Origin of the sequence: Streptomyces sp. NPDC032940 (assembly GCF_040636935.1) — a bacterium.
In the GTDB taxonomy this organism is placed as follows: Bacteria; Actinomycetota; Actinomycetes; order Streptomycetales; family Streptomycetaceae; genus Streptomyces.
Genome location: NZ_JBEZVJ010000017.1, coordinates 45,998 through 67,579 on the forward strand (window position 1 = coordinate 45,998; position 21,582 = coordinate 67,579).

Sequence of the window (21,582 nt, forward strand, 5' to 3'; positions counted from 1 at the left end):
TCGTCACTGCTCCTGGGGGCGCTGCGCCGGCTGGGGGCTCGGGGTGGTCGGGGGGAATTCTGGCGTGTCCGTGGTGTGCACGGCGAGGCTGCGGTCCGGGTTCAGCCGTACGACGATGTGGCGGCGCCACGTCGTGTCGTCGCGGTCCGCGTGGTCCTCGCGCCAGTGGCAGCCCCGCGTCTCCGCACGCCGCGCCGCCGCGGCGACCAGGACGCGGGCCACGCACAGGAGGTTCGTCGCCTCCCAGGTGTCGACGCCCGGCTCGGCCGTCTTGCCGTTCTCCCGCAGGGCGTCGCGGGCCTCGGCGTGCAGGTCGTGGAGGCGGTCGGCGGCGCGGGTGAGGGAGTCGGCCGAGCGCAGGACGCCGGCGCCGTCGGTCATGATCCGCTGGACGGCGAAGCGGGCCTCCGGCGGGAGGAGGGGGTGCGTCGGCTGGGCCGTGTGCGGCAGCGGGGCGGGCACGCGCGCGTGGAGCGTGCCGTCGGCGTGGCCCGCCGCGACGTCGGTGGCGATGCGCTCGGCGTAGACCAGGCCCTCCAGGAGGGAGTTCGACGCGAGGCGGTTGGCGCCGTGCACGCCCGTGCAGGCGACCTCGCCGCACGCGTAGAGGCCGGGGACCGTGGTGCGGCCCGAGGGGTCGGTGCGGACGCCGCCGGAGGCGTAGTGGGCGGCCGGGGCGACCGGGATCGGCTCGGTGACCGGGTCGATGCCGTGGGCGCGGCAGGCGGCGAGGATGGTCGGGAAGCGGTGCTCCCACATCTCGGCGCCGAAGTGGCGGGCGTCGAGGTACATGTGCTCGGCGCCCTTCTCCTGCATGCGGCGCGTGATGCCCTTGGCGACGATGTCCCGGGGGGCGAGCTCCGCGAGTTCGTGCTGCCCCGTCATGAAGCGCGTGCCGTCCGCGTCCACCAGGTGGGCGCCCTCGCCGCGTACCGCCTCCGAGACGAGGGGCTGCTGGCCCTCCGCGTCCGCGCCGAGGAAGAGGACCGTGGGGTGGAACTGGACGAACTCGAGGTCGCTCACCTCGGCGCCCGCGCGCAGGGCGAGCGCCACGCCGTCGCCGGTGGAGACGGACGGGTTCGTCGTGGCCGAGAAGACCTGGCCCATGCCGCCGGTGGCGAGGACCACGGCGGGCGCGTGGACGGCGCCGACGCCGTCGTGCTGGCCCTCGCCCATGACGTGCAGGGTGACGCCCGCGGTGCGGCCTTCGGCGTCCGTGAGGAGGTCCAGGACGAGGGCGTTCTCGACGGTGCGGATCCCCCGCGCACGGACCGCCTCGACGAGTGCGCGGGAGATCTCCGCGCCCGTGGCGTCGCCGCCCGCGTGGGCGATGCGGCGGCGGTGGTGGCCGCCCTCGCGGGTGAGGGCGATCCCGCCCTCGGACGACTCGTCGAAGTGCGCGCCGGTCGCGATGAGCCGGCGTACGGCGTCGGGGCCCTCGGTGACCAGGATGCGCACGGCCTCCGGGTCGCAGAGGCCCGCGCCGGCCACCAGGGTGTCGTCGAGGTGCTGCTCGGGGGTGTCGCCCTCACCGAGGGCGGCGGCGATGCCGCCCTGGGCCCAGCGGGTGGAGCCGTCGTCGAGGCGGGCCTTGGTGACGACGACCGTGTTCAGGCCGGCGGCCTCGCAGCGCAGCGCGGCGGTGAGGCCGGCGACGCCGGAGCCGACGACCACGACGTCCGCCGTGAGGGCCCAGCCGGGTGCGGGGGCGTGCAGTCGTATGCCTGTGCTGGTCACGAGGCGGCTCCGAAGGTGAGGGGGGCGTTGTCGATCAGCCGGGTCGCGCCGACCCGGGCGGCGACGGCGAGGACGGCCTCGCCGGTGTGGTCGTCGCCGATCTCGGTGAAGTCGGACGGGTCGACCAGGGCGAGGTAGTCGAGCTCCAGCGGCGGGTCCAGGCGGGCGGCGTCGTCCAGGACCAGGCGGGCGGCGGCGAGGACGGCCGTGGCACCGCCCGGTGCGGAGGTGGCGACGGCGTGCGCGTCGGCCGCCGCCCGGGACTCGCCGAGGGCGCTGAGGGCCTCGGCACGCGCGCGCGTGGCGGGCACTTCGCGGGCCCGCGCGCGCAGCGCCTCCTGGGCGGCGTGCCGGTCGAGGCCGGCGAACAGGGCCTGGGAGAGAGCGAGCGCGGTGCGGCGCTCCCGGGGCGAGAGGTAGCGGTTGCGGCTGGAGAGGGCCAGGCCGTCGTCCTCGCGCACGGTGGGCACGCCCACGATCTCCACGCCGAAGTTCAGGTCGCGGACCATGCGGCGGATCAGGGCGAGCTGCTGGGCGTCCTTCTGGCCGTACAGGGCGAGGTCGGGGCGGGTGAGGTGGAGCAGCTTGGCGACGACGGTGAGCATGCCGTCGAAGTGGCCGGGGCGGGAGGCGCCCTCCAGGCGTTCGCCCATGGGGCCCGCCGTGACGCGGACCTGGGGCTCGCCGCCCGGGTAGACCTCGTCGACGGACGGGGCGAAGACGACGTCCGCGCCCGCCTGCCCGGCGAGCTCCAGGTCGGCGTCCAGGGTGCGCGGGTAGCGGTCCAGATCCTCGCCGGCGCCGAACTGGAGCGGGTTGACGAAGACGGTGACGACGACTTCGCCGTCGGGGCCGGCGATGCGGCGTGCCGTGCGGATCAGGGTGGCGTGGCCCTCGTGCAGGGCGCCCATGGTCATCACGACGGCCCGGCGCCCGTGACGTACGCGCGCGTGCAGTTCGTCCGCGGTGCGCAGCAAGGTGGTGGTCATCGGGCGTCTCCCTCGGTGCCGTCGGTGCCGTCGGTGCCGTCGGTGGAGTCCGTGCCGCCGGCTCCGGCCGGGCCGCTTCCGTCGGCGAGTACCCCGAGGAGGTCCTCGGCGAGTTCGGGCTTGAGCAGCCCGTGGTCCAGGGCGCGGTCCGCCGTCGCGCGGGCCATCGCCACGTATCCGGCGACGGCCTGCGGGGCGTGTGCGCGCAGTTCCACGATGTGCGCGGCGACCGTGCCCGCGTCCCCGCGCGCGACGGGCCCGGTCAGCGCCGCGTCGCCGGAGCGCAGGGCGTTGTCGAGGGCGGCGCCCAGCAGCGGGCCCAGCATCCGGTCGGGGGCCTCCACACCGGCGGTGCGCAGCAGCTCCATGGACTGGGCGACCAGGGTGACGAGGTGGTTGGCGCCGAGGGCCAGCGCCGCGTGGTACAGCGGGCGCTTGTCCTCGGCGATCCACTCCGGCTCGCCGCCCATCTCGATGACCAGGGCCTCGGCGGCCAGCCGCAGTTCCTCGGGCGCGGTGACGCCGAAGGAGCAGCCGGCCAGGCGCTGGACGTCGACGGGGGTGCCGGTGAAGGTCATCGCCGGGTGCAGGGCGAGCGGCAGGGCGCCGGCCCGCAGGGCGGGGTCGAGGACCTTCGCGCCGTAGCGCCCTGAGGTGTGCGCGAGCAGCTGGCCCGGGCGCACCGCGCCGGTCTCGGCGAGCCCCGTCACCAGGCCGGGCAGCGCGTCGTCGGGGACGGTCAGCAGCACCAGTTCGGCGTGCCGGAGGACCTCGGCGGGCGTCATGAGCGGCACGTCGGGGAGCAGGGCGGCGGCACGTCGCCTGGAGGCGTCGGAGACTCCGGAGACGGCCACCGGGCGGTGCCCGGCGAGCTGGAGGGCCGCGGCCAGCGCGGGGCCCACCCGGCCGGCGCCGACGACGCCTACGGCGAGCCGCGCGGGGCGGTCCTTGGGGTCTGGCTGTGGGGTTGTGTTCACGCGACGGCGGCCTTCCCGTTCCAGTCCGCTCGGGGTACCGGACGATTTCTCGTCATGTTAACGCTATCCGTCCCGCGAGCGTCCGGTCGTCCACAGGCTGTGGGCTTTCGCACCGCCCGGCGCCCCTCACTCCGGGTGTGTACGCGACGCGTGCGGAAACCCCGGTGACCCCGCCGGTTCCCGCACGGCATGATCCCGGCATGACTGCCACAGGGGAGAACGCGGACCAGGCGAAGACGGCGGAGGAGCCGGAGCAGCAGGCGGAGCGGCACCGGCGTACGCGTGAGCGGCGCGTGGCCGTCCATCGCGGCGCGCAGCGCCTGCTCGCCCGGCCGGGCTACACCACCACGCTCCGGGAGCGCATCGCCCTGCTCGACGGCGCCGGGGAGCTTCACGACCTGGACGAGCCGTCGGACGTCTACGGCAACGGTGTCGTGACGGCGCTGGAGGAGCGGACGGCCGCCCTGCTCGGCCACGAGGCCGCGGCCTTCTTCCCGACCGGCACCATGGCCCAGCAGGTGGCGCTGCGCTGCTGGGCGGGCCGCACCGGCAACCCGGTCGTCGCCCTGCACGGGCTCGGCCATCCCGAGGTGCACGAGCGGAACGCCTTCAGCCGGGTCAGCGGCCTGCGCCCGGTACGGCTGTCCGGCGAGCCCCGGCAGCCGGCCGCCGACGAGGTGCGTGACTTCGGGGAGCCGTTCGGGGCGCTGATGCTGGAGCTGCCGCTCAGGGACGCCGGGTATCTGCTGCCCACGTGGGAGGAGCTGACCGAGGTGGCCGAGGCGGCCCGGGAGCGCGACGCGGTCGTGCACTTCGACGGGGCCCGCCTGTGGGAGACCACCGTGCACTTCGGCCGACCGCTGGACGAGATCGCGGGCCTCGCGGACAGCGTGTACGTCTCGTTCTACAAGTCGCTCAAGGGCTACGGCGGTGCCGCCCTGGCCGGTCCCCGGACGCTGGTGGAGGAGGCCAGGGCGTGGCGGCACCGGTACGGCGGCAATGTGTTCCAGCAGTTCCCCACGGCCCTCTCCGCGCTGGCCGGACTGGAGCACGAGCTGCCCCGGCTGCCCGAGTACGTGCGGCACGCGCGCGTGGTGGCCGCCGCGCTGCGCGAGGGCTTCGCCGCGGCCGGGCTGCCGTGGGCGCGGGTGCACCCCGAGGTACCGCACACCCACGAGTTCCAGGTCTGGCTGCCGTACGACGCCGATGTCCTCGGGGAGATCGCGCTCCGGCAGGGCGAGGAGACGGGGACCCTGCTCTTCGGCCGGCCGTGGGACGAGACGGGTCCGGGCATCGCCGTCACCGAGGTCGGGGTGGAGGCGGCCGGTCTGGAGTGGACGGCCGCCGACGTGCGGGCCGCGGTCGCGGACTTCGCCGCGCGCCTGCCCCGGTGAGCGGCTCACCCGTTCCGTCCTCGCTCAGCCGGCGGCACGCGCCCGCGGAGTCCGCCACCGGCGCAGGGCCCGCCGCACGCGGCCGTGCGCCGGGCGGCCGGCCAGGACCCTGCGGAAGCGGCGGCGGTCGCCCCACGCGCGGAGGACCTGCCGGTCGTGGGTGCCGGGCGCGGGCGGTGCGGGCTCGCCGAGCTGCCGGGCGCGGTAGGTGTCGAGGAGGTACTGCTGCGTGATGCTCATGGCGGATCGCCTCTTCGGGCACGACGGCTGACGGTTCGGTGTGCGGGCTCCGCGGCTGCCCGGGTGGCCCAGAGTGCTCCCCCGCCCCGGCGGTGTCGTGCAGATTGACGGCGGCGGTCAAACGACGAGGGCGTTGTCGGTGGGGGCGTGCACCATGGGGGCATGAGCGTGCGCATCGACATCGCGGGGCTGCGGCCGGAGAGGGTCGCCGTCGTGCCCTCACCCCTGGCCGAACTGTGCATGGCGCTGCACGCGCTGTCCGAGCCGGCCCATCACCCGGGGCTCCAGGGCTGGGTGACCGGGGTCACCGCCCGGCTCGACTCGCACCTGGCCGACCGGATGTGCGAGGCCGACTTCCTGTGGCGGACGACGTTCTCGGACCTGTTCCTGCCGTTCGCCGGCCTCGGCCGCAGCACGCTGCCCGGCGGCACCCTCGCCGAGGACCTGGACCTGCTGGACAAGCTGTCGGACGAGCAGTTCGCGGACGCCGCCCTGGAGTTCACCTGCGCCATGCCGTACGGCGTCCAGGGCGCCTCCGTGCTCGCGGACGCCGAGGTGCGCCGGCGCGCCCTGGACCTGGCCGCCGCGCGGGGGCCCCGGCAGCTGCGCTTCAGTGAGCGGCTGCTGGCCGACCCGCCCCGGATCCGGGCCTGGCTGCGCCAGTTCCTGCACGACTGCGACGAGGCGTTCTTCGCGGACGCCTGGTCCCGGCTGCGCCACCAGCTCACGGCCGACGCCCGCCACAAGACCGACCTGCTGCGGCGCCGGGGCCTGGCCGAGGCGCTGGCCGCGGTGTCCCCGGCGGTGGCGCTGGACGAGGCGGCCGGCGTGATCACGATCGACAAGCTGGGCGACGGCCGTACGGCCACGGCGGACGGCGGGCTGATGCTCCTGCCCACCGGCTTCGGCTGGCCGCACCTGTCGGTCCTGCACCGGCACGGCTGGCAGCCCGTCCTGCACTATCCCGTCGGCGCCGCCGAACCGGCCTCCCCGCCGTCGGTCGAGCAGCTCACGCTGCGGATGTCCGCGCTGTCCCACCCGGTGCGGATGCGGATCTGCCGCCATCTGGCCCGCAGCGCGTACACCACGAGCGAGCTGGCGCAGGCGCACGGCATGACGGCCCCGGAGATATCCCGGCACCTCGGGGTGCTGAAGAAGGCGGGCCTGATCACCACGCGCCGGCGCGGCCGGTACGTCCTGCACCAGCTGGACGTGACGGTGGTGGCCCGGCTGGGCAGCGACTTCCTGGAGGGTCTCCTCCGGTAGCCGCAGCCGGTCGGCGGTGGCCCGGTGCGCCGCCCGCGCGGGAAGCGTCGGCGGTCGGTCGAGGCGGATGTGCCGCGGCCCCACGCCCGCCTGCCGCAGCCGCGTGCGCAGCGCGCCCTCGTGGTCGGGCCGAGGGGTGAGTCCGGCCAGGACGGCGATCCGGTCGGCGGTCTTCGGGACGGTGGTGTGGCCCGTCCACAGGTGCTCGGCGAACTCCGCCTCGCACAGCCGCTCCAGGCAGTGGTCGAGCCGCCGCACGGCCCAGCTCTCGCGGCGCGGACCGGGGTTCCTGCCGGTGACGTGTGCCAGAAGGCGCCCGGGGCCCCGCTCGCGCAGCCGCCGCAGCACGGTCTCGAAACAAGAGCAGGCGCGGCACCCTACCGACGCCGCGCCCCGCCCCCCGCCGGGGCCCGCTCAGCCGTGTCCGCCGCCGGCCCGCACCAGCCCGGTCTCGTAGGCCAGGACCACGACCTGCACCCGGTCGCGCAGACCGAGCTTGGTCAGGATGCGGCCGACGTGCGTCTTCACGGTCGCCTCGGAGAGCACGAGCCGGGCCGCGATCTCCCCGTTCGACAGGCCCTGCGCGACCAGGACCATCACCTCGCGCTCGCGCCCGGTGAGCCGCTGGAGCTCCGTGTGCCGGGGCTCCTGGCCGGTGGCCGGCAGCATCGGCGCGAACCGGTCGAGGAGCCGGCGCGTGGTCGACGGGGCCACCACCGCGTCACCGCTGTGCACGGAGCGGATCGCCGCGAGCAGCTCGCCGGGCGGCACGTCCTTGAGCATGAAGCCGGAGGCGCCCGCCTTCAGCGCCGAGAACGCGTACTCGTCCAGGTCGAAGGTGGTCAGGATCAGCACCTTCGGCGCGTCCGGGTTCGCGCAGATCCGGCTGGTGGTCTCCACGCCGTCGAGCTTGGGCATGCGGACGTCCATCAGGACGACGTCCACGGCGGTGGAGCGCAGCACCTCGAGGGCCTCGACGCCGTCGCCCGCCTCCGCGACGACCTCCATGTCCGGCTGGGCCGCGAGCACCATCCCGAAACCGGTGCGCAGCAGCACCTGGTCGTCGACGAGCATCACGCGGATCGTCATCGGGGCCTCTTCCGTTCTCCGGCTGGGGGACGCGGCCGGAAGGTCCGGCCCGGGGGTGCGGGGGTCGTGACAGGTGTCAACGGCGTACATGCGTAAGGGGACGCGGACATCAGTGTGCGGGTTTCAGCGGCAGCAGCGCACTGATGCGGAAGCCGCCGCCCGGCCGCGGGCCCGCGTCCAGGGTGCCGCCGACCATACCGATCCGTTCCCGCATGCCGATCAGGCCGTGGCCCTGGCCGTCGAAGCCGCCCTCCTCGTACAGCTCGTGGGGGGCGCCCTTGCCGTCGTCCTCGACGAGCAGGCCGAGCCCGTCGTCGAAGTAGACGAGGCGCACGCTCGCGCCCGCGTTGGGCCCGCCGTGCTTGCGGGTGTTGGTGAGCGCCTCCTGCACGATGCGGTACGCGGTCAGCTCCACACCGCTGGGCAGCCGGCGCGGGGTGCCCTCGACCTTGAAGTCGACGGGCAGCCCGGAGGTGCGGCACTGCTCGACCAGTTCCTCGATCTGCTGGACGTCGGGCTGCGGGACGTACTCCCCGGCCTCCTGGTGCTCGCCGGTGCGCAGCACGCCGAGCAGGCGGCGCATCTCGGCGAGGGCCTGCCGGCCGGTGGAGGAGATGGTCTCCAGGGCCTTCTTCGCCTGGTCGGGGGCCGTGTCCAGGACGTAGGCGGCGCCGTCGGCCTGCACGACCATGACCGAGACGTTGTGCGCGACGACGTCGTGCAGCTCGCGGGCGATCCGGGCCCGCTCGGCGGCGACCGCGACCTTGGCCTGCGCCTCGCGCTCCTTCTCCAGCCGGGCGTTGCGCTCCTCCAGCTGCGCGAAGTAGGCGCGGCGGGTGCGGATGGAGTCGCCGAGCACCCAGGCGAGGGCGAAGGGCACCGCCTGGAAGACCGTGAGGGCGATGTTGCCCGCTATGCCGGTCTCCTCGCTGGGCCAGCGCAGCTGCGCGACGGGCGCGGCGCACAGGCCGGTGGTGAGCGCGACCCGGGAGGCCCAGCGGGCGCCGGTCGCGGCGACCGTGTAGACGATCACCAGCAGGGCGAAGTCGGCGGGCATGGTGGAGACGTCCAGCGCCAGCTGGCCCACGCCCAGGGCGAGAGCCAGCAGCAGCATCTTCTCCGGCATGCGCCGGCGCAGCGCGATCACCAGGGAGAGCAGCACCACGAACGGGACGATCAGCGCGGTGACGTCGGTCCCCCGGGCGTCCTCCTGTGGGGCCACGGACATCACGGAGATGCCGAGCAGGACAAGGGCCCAGAAGCAGTCGACCCCGGTCGGGTGTCTGCGGAGGAAGTCGTAGAGGCGCTGCACGTAACCCAGCGTAGGGAAGCAAGATAGGTGCAGGGGTCAACCGGAGGGCCGATCCGCGCCCGGCGCGCATACTCCGGAAGGTGGAGGCTCCGCTCGCCCGTACCCCTAGCCTGGGTCCGTGACGGCGAGGAAGACAGAGGCGGCGGAGGCGGCAGGGGCCGAGGGGACGGTCGGCGGCTGGCGTGGCTGGCGTGAGGCCACGGCGGACGCCCTGTACGGGCCGGCGGGGTTCTACCGCGGGCCGGAGGGCCCCGCCGGGCACTTCCGCACCTCCGTGCACGCGTCGCCGCTGTTCGCCCGGGCCGTGGCGCGGCTGTTGTGCCGGGTCGACGAGGCGCTGGGCCGGCCCGCGTCGCTCGCCTTCGTGGACATGGCCGCGGGGCGGGGCGAGCTGGTCACGGGGGTGCTGGCCGCGCTGCCCGCGGACACGGCCGCCCGCACGCGCGCGTACGCCGTCGAGGTGGCCCACCGCCCCGAGGGACTCGACCCCCGGATCGAGTGGCTGGCCGAGCCGCCGCGCGGGGTGACGGGGCTGCTGTTCGCCAACGAGTGGCTGGACAACGTCCCCGTGGACGTCGCGGAGGTGGACGCCGACGGCGTGGCACGGCGGGTGCTCGTCCGGGCCGACGGGACGGAACGGCTCGGGGAGCCGGTGGGCGGGGCGGACGCCGCGTGGCTGGCCCGCTGGTGGCCGCTGCCGGGCGAGGAGGGGCTGCGGGCCGAGATCGGGCACCCCAGGGACACCGCGTGGGCCGGCGCCGTCGCCGCCCTCGAGCGGGGTCTGGCCGTGGCCGCCGACTACGCGCACGCCCTGGCCGCCCGCCCGCCCTACGGCACGCTCACCGGCTTCCGGGAGGGCCGGGAGACGGCCCCGGTACCGGACGGCTCGTGCGACATCACGTCCCATGTGGCCCTGGACGCCTGCGCGGAGCGTGATCCGGCGCGTGCGCTCCCCCAAGCTCGGCTGCTCCCCCAGCGCGACGCCCTGCGCGCCCTCGGCGTCGCCGGCGCGCGTCCCCCGCTGGCGCTCGCCTCCACCGACCCGGCGGCCTATGTGCGCGCCCTCGCGAGCGCCTCCGAGGCCGCCGAGCTGACCGCGTCCGGCGGGCTCGGCGACTTCGTGTGGCTGCTCCAGCCGGTCGGGTCCGCCGACGTCGCCGCGCGGCTACTTGTCGATGTCGCCGACGACGAAGAACAGTGAGCCCAGGATCGCCACCATGTCCGCGACCAGCGTCCCGGGCAGCAGCTCGGTGAGTGCCTGGATGTTGTTGTAGGACGCCGAGCGCAGCTTCAGCCGGTACGGGGTCTTCTCGCCCTTGCTGACCAGGTAGTAGCCGTTGATGCCGAGCGGGTTCTCGGTCCAGGCGTACGTGTGCCCCTCGGGCGCCTTCAGCACCTTCGGGAGCCGCTGGTTGATCGGTCCCGGTTCCAGCCCGGCCAGCCGGTCCAGGCAGGCGTCGGCGAGGTCGAGGGCGTTGTGCGTCTGCTCCAGGAGGCACTCGAAGCGGGCGAGGCAGTCGCCCTCGGTGCGGGTGACGACCTTCAGGGTGTCCTGGAGCTCGCCGTAGGCCAGGTACGGCTCGTCGCGGCGCAGGTCGAAGTCGACGCCGGAGGCGCGGGCGATCGGCCCGCTGACGCCGTACGCGTGCACCGCCCCGGCGCTCAGGACGCCCACCCCGCGCGTCCGTCCCCGGAAGATCTCGTTGCCGAGCACCAGGTCGTCGAAGACGTCCATGCGCGAGCGCACGGCGGCGACGGCGGCACGCGCGCGTGCGGTCCAGCCGGCCGGCAGGTCCTCCTTGAGTCCGCCGACGCGGTTGAACATGTAGTGCATGCGCCCGCCGGAGACCTCCTCCATGACGTTCTGGAGGACCTCCCGCTCCCGGAAGGCGTAGAAGACGGGGGTGATGCCGCCCAGCTCCAGGGGGTACGAGCCCAGGAACATCAGGTGGTTCAGCACCCGGTTCAGCTCCGCGAGCAGCGTCCGGGTCCACACCGCGCGCGGGGGGACCTCCATGCCGAGCATGCGCTCGACGGCGAGGACCACGCCCAGTTCGTTGGAGAACGCGGACAGCCAGTCGTGCCGGTTGGCCAGCACGATGATCTGACGGTAGTCACGCGCTTCGAAGAGCTTCTCCGCGCCGCGGTGCATGTAGCCGATCACGGGCTCCGCGCTCGTGATGCGCTCGCCGTCCAGGACGAGCCGCAGCCGCAGCACGCCGTGCGTCGACGGGTGCTGGGGGCCGATGTTGAGCACCATGTCGGTGCTCTCCGCGGCGCCGCCGATACCGACCATGGTCTCCGTCTTGGGAGTCATGCGCACAGTCTCCCCTACGTACGCTGGATCCATGGAGACGGGGAGCCCTGACCACACGGGCACGGCGGGGGACGCGAGGGCGGCGGCCGCGGCGGATGCGGCGGACGGACCGGTGTGGACCGGACTGCCGCCCGGGCTGCTTCGGATGCGACGGCTGTTGCTGCTGGTGTGGATGGGGCTGCTCGCGCTCGCCGCCGGTCTCCTGCCCGGCCTGTTCGCGGGTCCCGCCTGGGCCCTCTTCGCCCTGCTGCCGCTGGCCCTGCTGGTCTGGGGCTGGGTGATGCTGGAGCGCAACTGGCGCTCCTGGCGGTACGCCGAGCGCGCCGACGACCTGCTGATCAGCCGGGGCGTGCTGTGGCGGGAGGAGACCGTGGTGCCGTACGGCCGGATGCAGCTGGTCGAGGTGACCTCCGGGCCCGTCGAGCGGTACTTCGGGCTGGCCAGCGTGCAGCTGCACACGGCCGCCGCCGCGACCGACGCGACCATCCCGGGCCTGGACCCGGCCGAGGCGGAACGTCTGCGCGACCGGCTCACCGAGCTGGGCGAGGCCCGATCGGCGGGGCTGTGAGCACCACGGGCGCCGACGAAGGGGTGACCGAGCACCGGCTGCACCCCGTCACCCCGCTGCGGCGGGCCTGGGCGCCGGTCGCCGTGATCGTCGGCTGGGCCGTGCACGACCCCGACCAGGCGCAGCGCCAGCTGTCGCGGCTGACCACGACCACGCTGCTGATCGGTCTCGCCGTACTGATCCCGGCCGCCGCCCTGTACGGCTTCCTGACCTGGTGGTTCACCCACTTCGCGGTGACGGACACCGAGCTGCGCATCCGCACCGGCCTGCTGTTCCGGCGCACCGCGCACATCCGGCTCGAGCGCATCCAGGCCATCGACGTCACCCAGCCGCTGCTCGCCCGAGTCGCCGGGGTCGCGAAGCTGAAGCTCGACGTCATCGGGACCGCCAAGAAGGACGAACTGGCCTTCCTGGGCGCCGCCGAGGCGCGCGCCCTGCGGGCCGAGCTGCTCGCCCGCGCGGCGGGCTTCGCGCCCGAGACGGCGCACGAGGTCGGGGAGGCGCCGTCCCGGCACCTGCTGCGCGTGCCGCCCGGCGTCCTCGCCGTCTCCCTGCTGCTGACCGGCGCGACCTGGGGCACGCTGATCGCCGCCGTGGCCGTACCGGCGCTGCTCTGGTCGGCCACCCACAGCCTGTGGACGGTCCTCGCGACGGCCCTGCCGCTGCTGGGCGCGGCCGGGGCGAGCAGCGTGGGGCGGTTCGTCGGGGAGTACGACTGGACGGTGGCCGAGTCGCCGGACGGGCTGCGTATCGACCACGGGCTGCTGGACCGGGCCCACGAGACGGTGCCGCCGGGCCGGGTGCAGACGGTGCGGATCGTGGAGCCGCTGCTGTGGCGCCGGCGCGGCTGGGTCCGGGTCGAGCTGGACGTCGCCGGGTCGTCGAACTCGGTGCTGCTGCCGGTCGCCCCGCGCGAGATCGCCGAGTCGGTGGTGGCGCGGGTGCTGCCCGGGGTGACCGTGCCGGCGCCGGGGGCGCTGGCGCGTCCGCCGCGGCGGTCCCGGTGGTGCCTGCCGTTGTGGTGGCGCGGGCACGGGCTGGCCGTCACGGACGCGGTGTTCGCCGCCCGCCACGGGCTGCTGCGGCGGAGCCTGGCGCTGGTGCCGCACGCCAAGGTGCAGAGCGTCCGCCTGACGCAGGGTCCGTGGCAGCGGACCCTGCGGGTGGCCGGCGTACGGGTGGACACGGGGGCGAACAAGACCGTGAGCGCGCGACTGCGGGACGCGGACGAGGCGGCGGAACTGCTGCGCGCCCAGGCGGAACGCTCCCGCACGGGGCGCCGGGACGCGCTGCCGGACCGCTGGATGTCCTGACGGCGGGCCGATCGCGGGCGCGCCGGTCAGGACACCGCGCTGCGCAGCCCCTGCACGTCGATCTGCTCGGTCTCGTCGTGGGCGGTCAGGTCGATCACCTGGCCCACCCCCCGGGACTCCTCGCCGGCCGGCTTGAACGCGGCCTCGGCCTCGGCCTTGTGCAGGGCGAGGGCCTCCTGGCCGACGACGTCGGCGAGGTCCTCGTTCTGGACGGCCTCCAGGGCGGCGGGCGACGCGGTCGAGTCCTTGGCGTTCTTCGTGCCGAAGAAGTCGAAACCGCCCTCGACCACCGGGCGCCGCGCGGGAGCGGCCGGTACGACGGCCACCGCGGTCGGCACCGCGAAGTGCCCGGCGGGCTGCCGAGCGGACTGCTGCGCCGACTGGTCGGGCCGCTCGTCGGGCCGGTCCGGGGCGCTGGTGGACGCGGCCTCGTGGCCGTCGGCCGCCTCGGGCTGCCCCGGGGCCTCGTCCTCCCGCGTGGGCTCGGCCGCCGCGGCGCTCTCGCCGCCGCCGTTGCCACCGCCGTCACCGTCGTCGCCGCCGTCGTCGTCACCGTCAACGGTCTTCCGGTCCTCCGCACCGGCGGGCACCTCGTCGTCGAACCGCGCCAGTGCGGCGCTCGCCCGCAGGAACAGCCGGGAGCCCGCCGGAGAGAAGACGGCGGGGGTCTCCTCGGCGGCCTCCGCCGCGGGCGTCTCCTCCGCCGGCGCGGGCCGGGCGGCGGGCAGCGCGGGGGTCGTCGGCGCGGCCTCGATCTCCAGCAGGCGGCGGCCCTCCAGCGCGCTGGCGCGCTCGGTCTCCGCGGTGGCGTACCGGCGCAGCAGGGAGGCGTGCTCATTGCGCAGCCCGGCCAGCTCCGTGCGCTTGGCGCGCAGGCGGTGCTCGAGCTTCATGCGCAGCTCGCGCGACTCCTCCAGGTCGGACTCCAGTTCGGCGACCCGCTCCTCGTGACGCCATTCGTCGCTCGCCCGCGCGCGCGTGAGGTCGGCGACGCGCTTGCCCGCCTGCGCGTCCCAGTGCCGCATGACGACCGCGCCGACGACCGCCGTCACCGCGGCGGCCGCCGCGAGGGCACGGAGGACCATCGCCTCGCTGAACACCCAGGGACCGGCCGCGCAGACGACCGATACGCCTGCGATCGCCGACGGGGGAAGCAGCCTGTGCAGAGGCGGGGAATGGCGGTGACGTCCACGTGGCATGGCCAGAAACTTACCGCGCGTAGGCGAATCTTGGCGCCCCGCCCCGTAAAAACTCGGCCGTCTCCGGCGCGTTCACACGGCACCGGCATTCCACTCGCCCGTGGAGGGCCCCGAATTACCTCAAGATCATTTTCAGGAAAACCGTCCGCACCGCGTCGACCGCCCGTCAGCTGCCGCTCAGCCGCCCGCTGAGCCACTGCAGCGTGGCGGGGATCTCGCGCCGCCAGGTATTGAAGTTGTGTCCGCCGCTTTCGAGGATGATCGAGGAGATCCGGGTCGGCTTCTTGTCCTTCACCCGCTCTATGAACCTGAGGGTGTCCTTGTAGTTCGTCTCGCCGGACTTGCTGCTGGTGACGAGCAGCGAAGTCGCGGGCGCGGGCATGTGCTTGACGTACCACCAGAGGTCGGCGCGATTGCGCAGTTCCTTGTCGCCGTGGAAGAGATCGCCGGTGGTCGGGTCGCTGGGAGCGTTGTAGTACGGGGACAGACCGGCACCGGCGGCGTAGACGCCGGGGTGGTGCAGGGCGAGCTTCAGCGCGCAGTACCCGCCGGTCGAGTTGCCGACGACGCCCCAGCTGCCCGGCTTCCGGCCCACCCGGTAGTGGGCGGTGACGGCCTCGGGGAGGTCCTTGGCGAAGAACGACTCCGTCTGCGGGCCGCCCGGGACGTCCACGCACTCCGTGTCGCGCGGCGGCGCCACCGTGGGCCGAAGCATCACCAGGATCATCGGCTGCACACGGCCGTTCTTGGCCAGGTCCAGCGCCGTGCGCGGGTAGTGCAGCTTGGTCACCAGCGCCTCGGTCGTCCCCGGGTAGCCGGTGAGGACGACGGCCGCGGGGAACGTACGGGTGCGGTAGCGCGGCTGGAAGTACTCGGGCGGCAGATACACCTCGGCGGGCGTCGCGATGTGCGTCGTACGCCCGACGATCCTGATGTGCTGGATCTGGCCGCCGACCGCCGGCCGGGCCCCGCCCGCCTTGGTCACCCGCCCCGTGCCGACGACCTGGAGCGGGCCGCGACCGCCCGCCGAGTGGTCGACCACCACACCTTGACCGGTCTCCCGGCCGAACAGGTCCGCCCAGCTCGCGTAGAACCCGAAGGACTGGTTGGCGGCGAGGCCGACGGCGGCGAAGACCGCCAGCTGGGTGGCGAACAGCAGGCCTATCCGCCCCGTGACGGCCCGCCAGTTCCGCCCGGCCAGGCGCGGCCACAGCCACACCGTGCCGACGAACAGCAGCACGCCGGACAGGACCGCCAGCGCCAGCACCTTGTTGCTTGTCAGACCCATGCCTTGCTACCTGCCTACGCTTCCCACAGGGGTGCCCGGCCCCCCGTCGGATGCGCGAGGGGTGCCCCGTAGCTTTCCTCCGCCTTTGACGTGGCTTTGAGAAGGGGAGTGAACCTCTCTCCCCAAGACACCGTCCTAGAGGGCGCAATGTCGCCGGATGCCCGAGAAGGGCCCGGATCCACGGTCTCTCGCAGAACTACGGGTGCGATGTCTGTCAGGACAGATGAGGAAATGTCGGGTGCGGTTCCGGGGGCCGCTCCCAAAGCCGCCGGCCTCACACGTGCGGTCCGGCTGCCGCGCGGTCCGCGTCCGGAGTCCGTGCCCGTCCTCGTCGGCAGGGCCTGCACCCTGGTCGGTCTGCTGAACGTCGCCGCGGGCGTCTTCCCCCGCTTCCGGCACAGCCGTATGCACGCCCTCGCCGAGGTGCTGCCGGGCGCGTTCGGCCCGTTCGCCGCGGCGCTCTCGCTCAGCGCGGGCGTCCTGCTGCTGCTCCTCGCGCACGGGCTGCGGCGCCGCAAGCGCCGGGCCTGGCGGGCCGCCGTGGCCCTGCTGCCGCTGGGCGCATTCGCACAGTTCACCTACCGTCACTCCCTGGCCGGAGTGATCGTCTCCCTCGCGCTGCTCGCGCCGCTGCTGCGCCACCGGGACCAGTTCGCGGCGCTGCCGGACCCGCGCAGCCGCTGGAAGGCGCTCGCCAACTTCGTCCTCATGGGCGCGGGTTCGCTCGCCCTCGGGCTGGTCATCGTCAGTGTCCACCCGCACCGCATGGTGGGCGACCCCAGCCTGGCCGACCGCATCGCGCACGTGCTGTACGGACTGTTCGGCTTCGAGGGGCCGATCGACTACCGGGGCAACACCTCCTGGACGGTCGCCTTCTCCCTCGGCGCCCTCGGCCTGCTCACCGCCGTCACCACCATCTACCTCGCCTTCCGTCCCGAACACCCGGCCGCGCGCCTGACGGAGGACGACGAGACCCGCCTGCGCGCCCTGCTGGCCAAGCACGGCAGCCGCGACTCGCTCGGCCACTTCGCGCTGCGCCGCGACAAGGCCGTCGTCTTCTCCCCCAGCGGCAAGGCCGCCGTCACCTACCGCGTGGTCTCCGGTGTGATGCTCGCGAGCGGCGACCCGATCGGCGACGTCGAGGCCTGGCCGGGCGCCATCGAGCGCTTCATGGACGAGGCGCGCGCCCACTCCTGGACACCGGCCGTCATGGGCTGCTCGGAGACCGGCGGCGAGGTCTGGACCCGTGAGACCGGCCTGGACGCCCTCGAACTGGGCGACGAGGCGGTGGTGGACGTCGCGGATTTCTCCCTCGCCGGCCGCGCGATGCGCAACGTGCGCCAGATGGTCAAGCGCATCGAGCGCGCCGGTTACGAGACCCGGGTACGGCGCGTGGCTGACCTCGGCGACACCGAGCTGGAGCGGATCCGCCGGGCCGCCGACGACTGGCGCGGCACGGACACCGAGCGCGGCTTCTCGATGGCCCTGGGCCGCATCGGCGACCCCTCCGACGGGGACTGCCTGATAGCGACGGCGCACAAGCAGGACGCGGAACCGGGCGAGTACGGCGACCTCAAGGCGATCCTGCACTTCGTGCCGTGGGGCCCCGACGGCGTCTCCCTGGACCTCATGCGCCGCGACCGCGCGGCCGATCCCGGCATGAACGAACTCCTGATCGTCGCCGCGCTCCAGGCCGCGCCGAAGCTGGGCATCAACCGCGTCTCCCTGAACTTCGCGATGTTCCGCGCGGCGCTCGCGCGGGGCGAGAAGATCGGCGCGGGGCCGGTGCTGCGGGCGTGGCGCGGTCTGCTGGTGTTCCTGTCGCGGTGGTTCCAGATCGAGTCGCTGTACAAGTTCAACGCGAAGTTCCGGCCTCGCTGGGAGCCCCGTTTCGTGGTCTACCGCACCTCCGCGGACCTGCCCCGCATCGGCTTCGCCGCGATGCAGGCGGAGGGCTTCGTGACACTGACGCCACCGCTGCCCCGCTTCCTGCGCCGCAGGACGGCCGCGCGCCGACCGTGCGTACACGGGGAGGCCCGGGCGGCGTGACGCGGGTGCGCCCGGCGCGGGTGCTGGGCCGGGTTCACGTGGCCCGGTGTCTGCCAGGGTCCCCGGCGTGGCTGCGGGGCAGGTGGGTGACGCGCCCCGGCGCCACGAGGTGCCTCCCCCAGAGGGGGACCCCAGCGCCCACCCGTGCCGCCCTGGGGCACCTCCCAGGCGGTTCAGGCACTGGGGGAGGCACGACTGCCCGCAGCTGGGACGGCACGGCGGGGGCGACTGCCCGCAGCTGGGACGGCGGGGGACGGCGGACAGCCGCGTACGGCGAGAAGGGGCCGTGTCGGGGGGTGTCCGCCCGCAGCGGTTGGCGCGTCAACGCCCCGCCTGCTGCCAGGTAACCGATTTCGCGCCGTTCCGAGGACGGACACCCCCCGGCGCGGCCCCGACCCACCACCGGACCGAACGCGCTACACGCACCCCCACCGAACCCGCACAGGCCGCCGCAGGCATCCCGCCCAACCGCCGGAGGCCACCGCAGGCACCGCGCACGGCGCCGCACAACCGCCGGAGGCATCCGCACCCCGCCCCACAACCGCCGGAGGCCACCGCAGGCATCCCACCGCCCAACCGCCGGAGGCCACCGCAGGCATCCCACCCACGGGGCCTACGCTGAACACATGAGCAAGCAGACCGTCCGCCGCCCCTTGGCGGGACTGACCGCATGGGACCGCTGTGCGGTCATGGGGGTCGTCAACGTGACCCCCGACTCCTTCTCCGACGGCGGTCGCTTCTTCGACACGACGGCCGCCATCAAGCACGGCCTGGACCTGGTCGCCGAGGGCGCCGACCTCGTGGACGTCGGCGGCGAGTCCACCCGCCCCGGCGCCACCCGCGTCGACGAGGACGAGGAACTCCGCCGCGTCGTCCCCGTCGTCCGCGGACTCGCCTCCGAGGGCGTCACGATCTCCGTCGACACGATGCGTGCCTCCGTCGCCGAGCAGGCCCTCGCCGCCGGTGCCTCCCTCGTCAACGACGTCAGCGGCGGCCTCGCCGACCCCCGCATGATCCCGGTCGTGGCCGACGCCGACGCCCCCTTCGTCGTCATGCACTGGCGCGGCTTCCTGGAGGGCGGCAACGTCCGCGGCACCTACACCGACGTCGTCACCGAGGTCGTGGACGAGCTGCAGGCCCGCGTCGAGGCCGTTCTGGCGGGCGGCATCACCGCCGACCGCGTCGTCATCGACCCCGGCCTCGGCTTCTCCAAGGACGCCGAGCACGACCTCGTCCTCCTCGCCCACCTCGACCGCCTGCTCGCCCTCGGCCACCCCCTCCTCGTCGCCGCCTCCCGCAAGCGCTTCCTCGGCCGCGTCCTCGCCGGCCCCCAGGCCTCCCCGCCCCCCGCGCGCGAGCGCGACGCCGCCACCGCCGCCGTCTCCGCGCTCGCGGCGCACGCCGGCGCCTGGGCCGTCCGCGTGCACGAGGTGCGCGCGACTGCGGACGCGGTCCGGGTCGCCCGCGCCGTGGAAGGAGCCCGGTGAACGCCCCGCACATCGACGTCGAGGAGGTCGAGGCCGCCAACACCGCCTTCTACGAGGCCTTGGAGCAGGGCGACTTCGAGAAGGTGTCCGAGCTCTGGCTCACCCCGTCCGACCTGGGCATCGACGAGACCTACCACGACCCGGCGGACGCCGGCGTGGTCTCCTGCGTGCACCCCGGCTGGCCGGTGCTCACCGGCCGCGGCGAGGTCCTCCGCTCCTACGCCCTGATCATGGCGAACACCGACTACATCCAGTTCTTCCTCACCGATGTGCACGTCTCGGTGACCGGCGACACCGCCCTGGTGACCTGCACGGAGAACATCCTCAGCGGCGGCCCCGCCCCCGAGGGCGACGACGAGCTCGGACCGCTCGTCGGCCAGCTGGTGGTCGCCACCAACGCCTACCGCCGCACGCCCGCGGGCTGGAAGCTCTGGTCGCACCACGCCTCGCCCGTCCTGGCGGAGACGGACAAGCCGAACGGCGCCGAGGACTCCCCGGACGGCGAGGACACACCGACCTGACCGGACCGGCGGCAGCAAGAAGTGGTGGGAATCACGGACCACCGGGTAGGGGCGGCTACCAGCCCGTGATCCCCCGGGTCCGCCAGGGCAAACGCACGGTGAAACCTCCGGACGTCCCCCCGGACCCACGCCACCCACGCCACCCGTGGCCCGGCTCTGTCGGTGCCCGCGGGTAGATTCGACTGAGGCCGGCGCACCACCCGCACGTGGCGCGCACCGGCCGAGACCGACGACTGCAGGAGTGATTCGTGTGGATCGTGTCGCGCTGCGCGGCCTGAAGGCCCGCGGGCACCACGGTGTGTTCCCCAAGGAGCGCGAGGAGGGCCAGACCTTCCTCGTGGACATCGTCCTGGGCCTGGACACCCGACCGGCCGCGGCCGACGACGACCTGGCGAAGACCGTGCACTACGGCATCGTGGCCGAGGAGGTCGTGGCCGTCGTCGAGGGCGAGCCCGTCAACCTGGTCGAGACGCTCGCGGAGCGCATCGCCCAGGTCTGCCTGAAGCACGCAGGGGTCGAGGAGGTCGAGGTCTGCGTCCACAAGCCGGACGCGCCGATCACGGTGCCCTTCGACGACGTCACCGTCACCATCATCCGGAGCCGTGTATGAGTGTCCCGTTCACCAACGGTCCCAGCGACCCGACCGTCCAGCCGGTGCCCGCCTCGGTCGTCGAGAGGGTGGACGCGGCCGACAGCACGCTGTCCAACCCGAAACGCGCCGTGATCGCCCTCGGCGCCAACCTCGGCAACCGCCTGGAGACCCTCCAGGGCGCCATCGACGCCCTGGAGGAGACCCCCGGCGTGCGGATCAAGGGCGTCTCGCCGGTCTACGAGACCGAGCCGTGGGGCGTCGAGCCCGGCACCCAGCCGTCGTACTTCAACGCGGTCGTGGTCCTGAAGACCACCCTGCCGCCGTCCTCGCTCCTGGAGCGGGCGCACGCGGTAGAGGAGGCCTTCCACCGCGTCCGGGACGAGCGCTGGGGCCCGCGCACCCTCGACGTCGACATCGTCGCCTATGCCGACGTGGTGTCCGACGACCCGCACCTCACCCTGCCCCACCCGCGCGCCCACGAGCGCGCCTTCGTCCTCGCCCCGTGGCACGACGTGGACCCCGAGGCGCAACTGCCCGGCCACGGCCCGGTCGCCGGTCTCCTGGAGGCGGTGACGCGCGCGGGCGTCGAGGCGCGGGCCGACCTGGAACTTCACCTGCCCGAGTAGTCGTTAAGGTCGAGACGACCGAAGTCCGCCGCCGGACGCCCGCCGTCCGGGCGTGCGGCAGCCGGCGCCTGAGCCGGACAGCCGGGGAGCGAAGGGGCACCGTGAAAGAGTTGCGCATCAGGATGCTGGCCGGCGTGTTCGTCGTCGCCGGAGTCCTGTCCTGGGCGGGCGCCCGCCTGTGGAACTCGATCGGGACCCTCCCGAGCGTCCCCCTCGCCGCCCCCATCGTGCTCGCGGCGATCGCCGTGGTCCTGCTGGCCACGGCGCTCTCGCTCCGCGCCCGTCTCAAGGCACAGCGGGACCGTGTCCCCGGCGCGAAGGGCGTCGACCCGCTGATGGCGGCCCGAGCGGTCGTCTTCGGCCAGGCCAGCGCCCTCGTGGCCGCCCTCGTCGCCGGCATGTACGGCGGCACGGGGGTCTTCCTTCTGGAGTACCTGGACATCCCCGCCCGCCGCGACCAGGCCATCTACGCCGGCTTCTCGGTCCTCACGGGCATCGGCGTGATAGCGGCCGCCGTCTTCCTCGAGCGGGTCTGCAAGCTCCCGGAGGACGACGACGACCACTCGGGCGCGGCCCCGACCACCTGACCGGACACCCCGCTCGACGCACTCGACGCAC

Annotated in this window: 20 protein-coding genes and 1 pseudogene; 11 read left to right on the top strand and 10 right to left on the bottom strand. The window is 74.3% G+C overall.

From position 1 onward, the window contains the following. Positions 1 to 3: 3 nt before the first annotated feature. From AB0E77_RS20950 to AB0E77_RS20960, 3 genes are read right to left on the bottom strand one after another with little or no spacing between them, the layout of a single operon-like run. On the bottom strand, positions 4 to 1,737 hold the full coding sequence (locus tag AB0E77_RS20950; protein WP_361572801.1) for an L-aspartate oxidase: 1,734 nt from the start codon (positions 1,735 to 1,737) through the stop codon (positions 4 to 6). Next, positions 1,734 to 2,726, bottom strand: a complete 993-nt coding sequence (panC, locus tag AB0E77_RS20955) for a pantoate--beta-alanine ligase (protein WP_361572803.1) — start codon at positions 2,724 to 2,726, stop codon at positions 1,734 to 1,736. Before panC ends, AB0E77_RS20950 begins: the two co-directional genes overlap by 4 nt. Further along, positions 2,723 to 3,703 (bottom strand): DUF2520 domain-containing protein, encoded by a 981-nt coding sequence (locus AB0E77_RS20960; RefSeq protein WP_361572805.1) that lies wholly within the window; start codon positions 3,701 to 3,703, stop codon positions 2,723 to 2,725. The genes panC and AB0E77_RS20960 overlap by 4 nt, the downstream gene beginning before the upstream one ends. Before the next feature lie 200 nt (positions 3,704 to 3,903). Here AB0E77_RS20960 and AB0E77_RS20965 point away from each other — a divergent pair, with 200 nt between their 5' ends. Beyond that, positions 3,904 to 5,097, top strand: a complete 1,194-nt coding sequence (locus AB0E77_RS20965; protein ID WP_361572807.1) for a beta-eliminating lyase-related protein — start codon at positions 3,904 to 3,906, stop codon at positions 5,095 to 5,097. 24 nt (positions 5,098 to 5,121) lie between these two features. On the opposite strand, the gene AB0E77_RS20970 is transcribed toward AB0E77_RS20965, so the two are convergent. Then, positions 5,122 to 5,337 (bottom strand): hypothetical protein, encoded by a 216-nt coding sequence (locus AB0E77_RS20970; RefSeq protein WP_361572809.1) that lies wholly within the window; start codon positions 5,335 to 5,337, stop codon positions 5,122 to 5,124. A gap of 162 nt (positions 5,338 to 5,499) precedes the next feature. Here AB0E77_RS20970 and AB0E77_RS20975 point away from each other — a divergent pair, with 162 nt between their 5' ends. Then, on the top strand, positions 5,500 to 6,603 hold the full coding sequence (locus tag AB0E77_RS20975) for a DUF5937 family protein (RefSeq protein ID WP_361572811.1): 1,104 nt from the start codon (positions 5,500 to 5,502) through the stop codon (positions 6,601 to 6,603). Positions 6,604 to 6,660: 57 nt separating this feature from the next. On the opposite strand, the pseudogene AB0E77_RS20980 reads toward AB0E77_RS20975, so the two are convergent. The 3 genes and pseudogenes from AB0E77_RS20980 to AB0E77_RS20990 form a co-directional block, all read right to left on the bottom strand. Continuing rightward, positions 6,661 to 6,957: pseudogene (locus AB0E77_RS20980) on the bottom strand (ATP-binding protein); the annotation flags it as partial. Positions 6,958 to 7,017: 60 nt separating this feature from the next. Then, a complete protein-coding gene (locus AB0E77_RS20985) occupies positions 7,018 to 7,692 on the bottom strand; it encodes a response regulator transcription factor (protein ID WP_361572813.1) in 675 nt (224 codons plus the stop codon). Positions 7,693 to 7,801: 109 nt separating this feature from the next. Further along, a complete protein-coding gene (locus tag AB0E77_RS20990) occupies positions 7,802 to 9,004 on the bottom strand; it encodes a sensor histidine kinase (RefSeq protein WP_361572815.1) in 1,203 nt (400 codons plus the stop codon). A gap of 118 nt (positions 9,005 to 9,122) precedes the next feature. Between AB0E77_RS20990 and AB0E77_RS20995 the strand changes: the two genes are divergently transcribed. Then, a complete protein-coding gene (locus tag AB0E77_RS20995; RefSeq protein ID WP_361572817.1) occupies positions 9,123 to 10,205 on the top strand; it encodes an SAM-dependent methyltransferase in 1,083 nt (360 codons plus the stop codon). Here AB0E77_RS20995 and AB0E77_RS21000 read toward each other — a convergent pair. Next, positions 10,170 to 11,321: an NADH-quinone oxidoreductase subunit D gene (locus tag AB0E77_RS21000; RefSeq protein ID WP_361572819.1), complete on the bottom strand. Its 1,152-nt coding sequence runs from the start codon at positions 11,319 to 11,321 to the stop codon at positions 10,170 to 10,172. The two genes, AB0E77_RS20995 and AB0E77_RS21000, sit on opposite strands and share 36 nt — an antisense overlap. 31 nt (positions 11,322 to 11,352) lie before the next feature. On the opposite strand from AB0E77_RS21000, the gene AB0E77_RS21005 reads away from it, so the two are divergent. After that, a complete protein-coding gene (locus tag AB0E77_RS21005) occupies positions 11,353 to 11,889 on the top strand; it encodes a PH domain-containing protein (RefSeq protein WP_361572821.1) in 537 nt (178 codons plus the stop codon). Next, on the top strand, positions 11,886 to 13,202 hold the full coding sequence (locus AB0E77_RS21010) for a PH domain-containing protein (RefSeq protein ID WP_361572823.1): 1,317 nt from the start codon (positions 11,886 to 11,888) through the stop codon (positions 13,200 to 13,202). Before AB0E77_RS21005 ends, AB0E77_RS21010 begins: the two co-directional genes overlap by 4 nt. A gap of 26 nt (positions 13,203 to 13,228) precedes the next feature. Here the strand turns inward: AB0E77_RS21010 and AB0E77_RS21015 are convergent, their stop codons facing one another. Next, positions 13,229 to 14,401: a hypothetical protein gene (locus AB0E77_RS21015; protein ID WP_361572825.1), complete on the bottom strand. Its 1,173-nt coding sequence runs from the start codon at positions 14,399 to 14,401 to the stop codon at positions 13,229 to 13,231. A gap of 166 nt (positions 14,402 to 14,567) precedes the next feature. Next, positions 14,568 to 15,689 carry an alpha/beta hydrolase-fold protein gene (locus AB0E77_RS21020; RefSeq protein WP_361572827.1) on the bottom strand — a complete coding sequence of 374 codons (1,122 nt, stop codon included), beginning with the start codon at positions 15,687 to 15,689 and terminating at the stop codon, positions 14,568 to 14,570. Between the two features lie 231 nt (positions 15,690 to 15,920). On the opposite strand from AB0E77_RS21020, the gene AB0E77_RS21025 reads away from it, so the two are divergent. The 6 genes from AB0E77_RS21025 (at position 15,921) to AB0E77_RS21050 (ending at position 21,551) form a co-directional block, all read left to right on the top strand. Further along, complete coding sequence (locus AB0E77_RS21025) at positions 15,921 to 17,738, top strand: phosphatidylglycerol lysyltransferase domain-containing protein (protein WP_361572829.1); 1,818 nt, start codon at positions 15,921 to 15,923, stop codon at positions 17,736 to 17,738. Positions 17,739 to 18,364: 626 nt separating this feature from the next. Next, positions 18,365 to 19,225 (top strand): dihydropteroate synthase, encoded by an 861-nt coding sequence (gene folP, locus AB0E77_RS21030; protein WP_361572831.1) that lies wholly within the window; start codon positions 18,365 to 18,367, stop codon positions 19,223 to 19,225. After that, the gene (locus AB0E77_RS21035; protein WP_361572833.1) at positions 19,222 to 19,746 is read left to right on the top strand and encodes a nuclear transport factor 2 family protein; all 525 of its coding nucleotides are present in this window, start codon (positions 19,222 to 19,224) and stop codon (positions 19,744 to 19,746) included. The genes folP and AB0E77_RS21035 overlap by 4 nt, the downstream gene beginning before the upstream one ends. A gap of 250 nt (positions 19,747 to 19,996) precedes the next feature. Then, on the top strand, positions 19,997 to 20,356 hold the full coding sequence (gene folB, locus AB0E77_RS21040; RefSeq protein ID WP_361572835.1) for a dihydroneopterin aldolase: 360 nt from the start codon (positions 19,997 to 19,999) through the stop codon (positions 20,354 to 20,356). Then, positions 20,353 to 20,964 (top strand): 2-amino-4-hydroxy-6-hydroxymethyldihydropteridine diphosphokinase, encoded by a 612-nt coding sequence (gene folK, locus AB0E77_RS21045; RefSeq protein WP_361572837.1) that lies wholly within the window; start codon positions 20,353 to 20,355, stop codon positions 20,962 to 20,964. The genes folB and folK overlap by 4 nt, the downstream gene beginning before the upstream one ends. A 101-nt stretch (positions 20,965 to 21,065) precedes the next feature. Next, positions 21,066 to 21,551 (top strand): DUF3180 domain-containing protein, encoded by a 486-nt coding sequence (locus tag AB0E77_RS21050; protein ID WP_361572839.1) that lies wholly within the window; start codon positions 21,066 to 21,068, stop codon positions 21,549 to 21,551. The last annotated feature ends 31 nt before the right edge of the window (positions 21,552 to 21,582 follow it).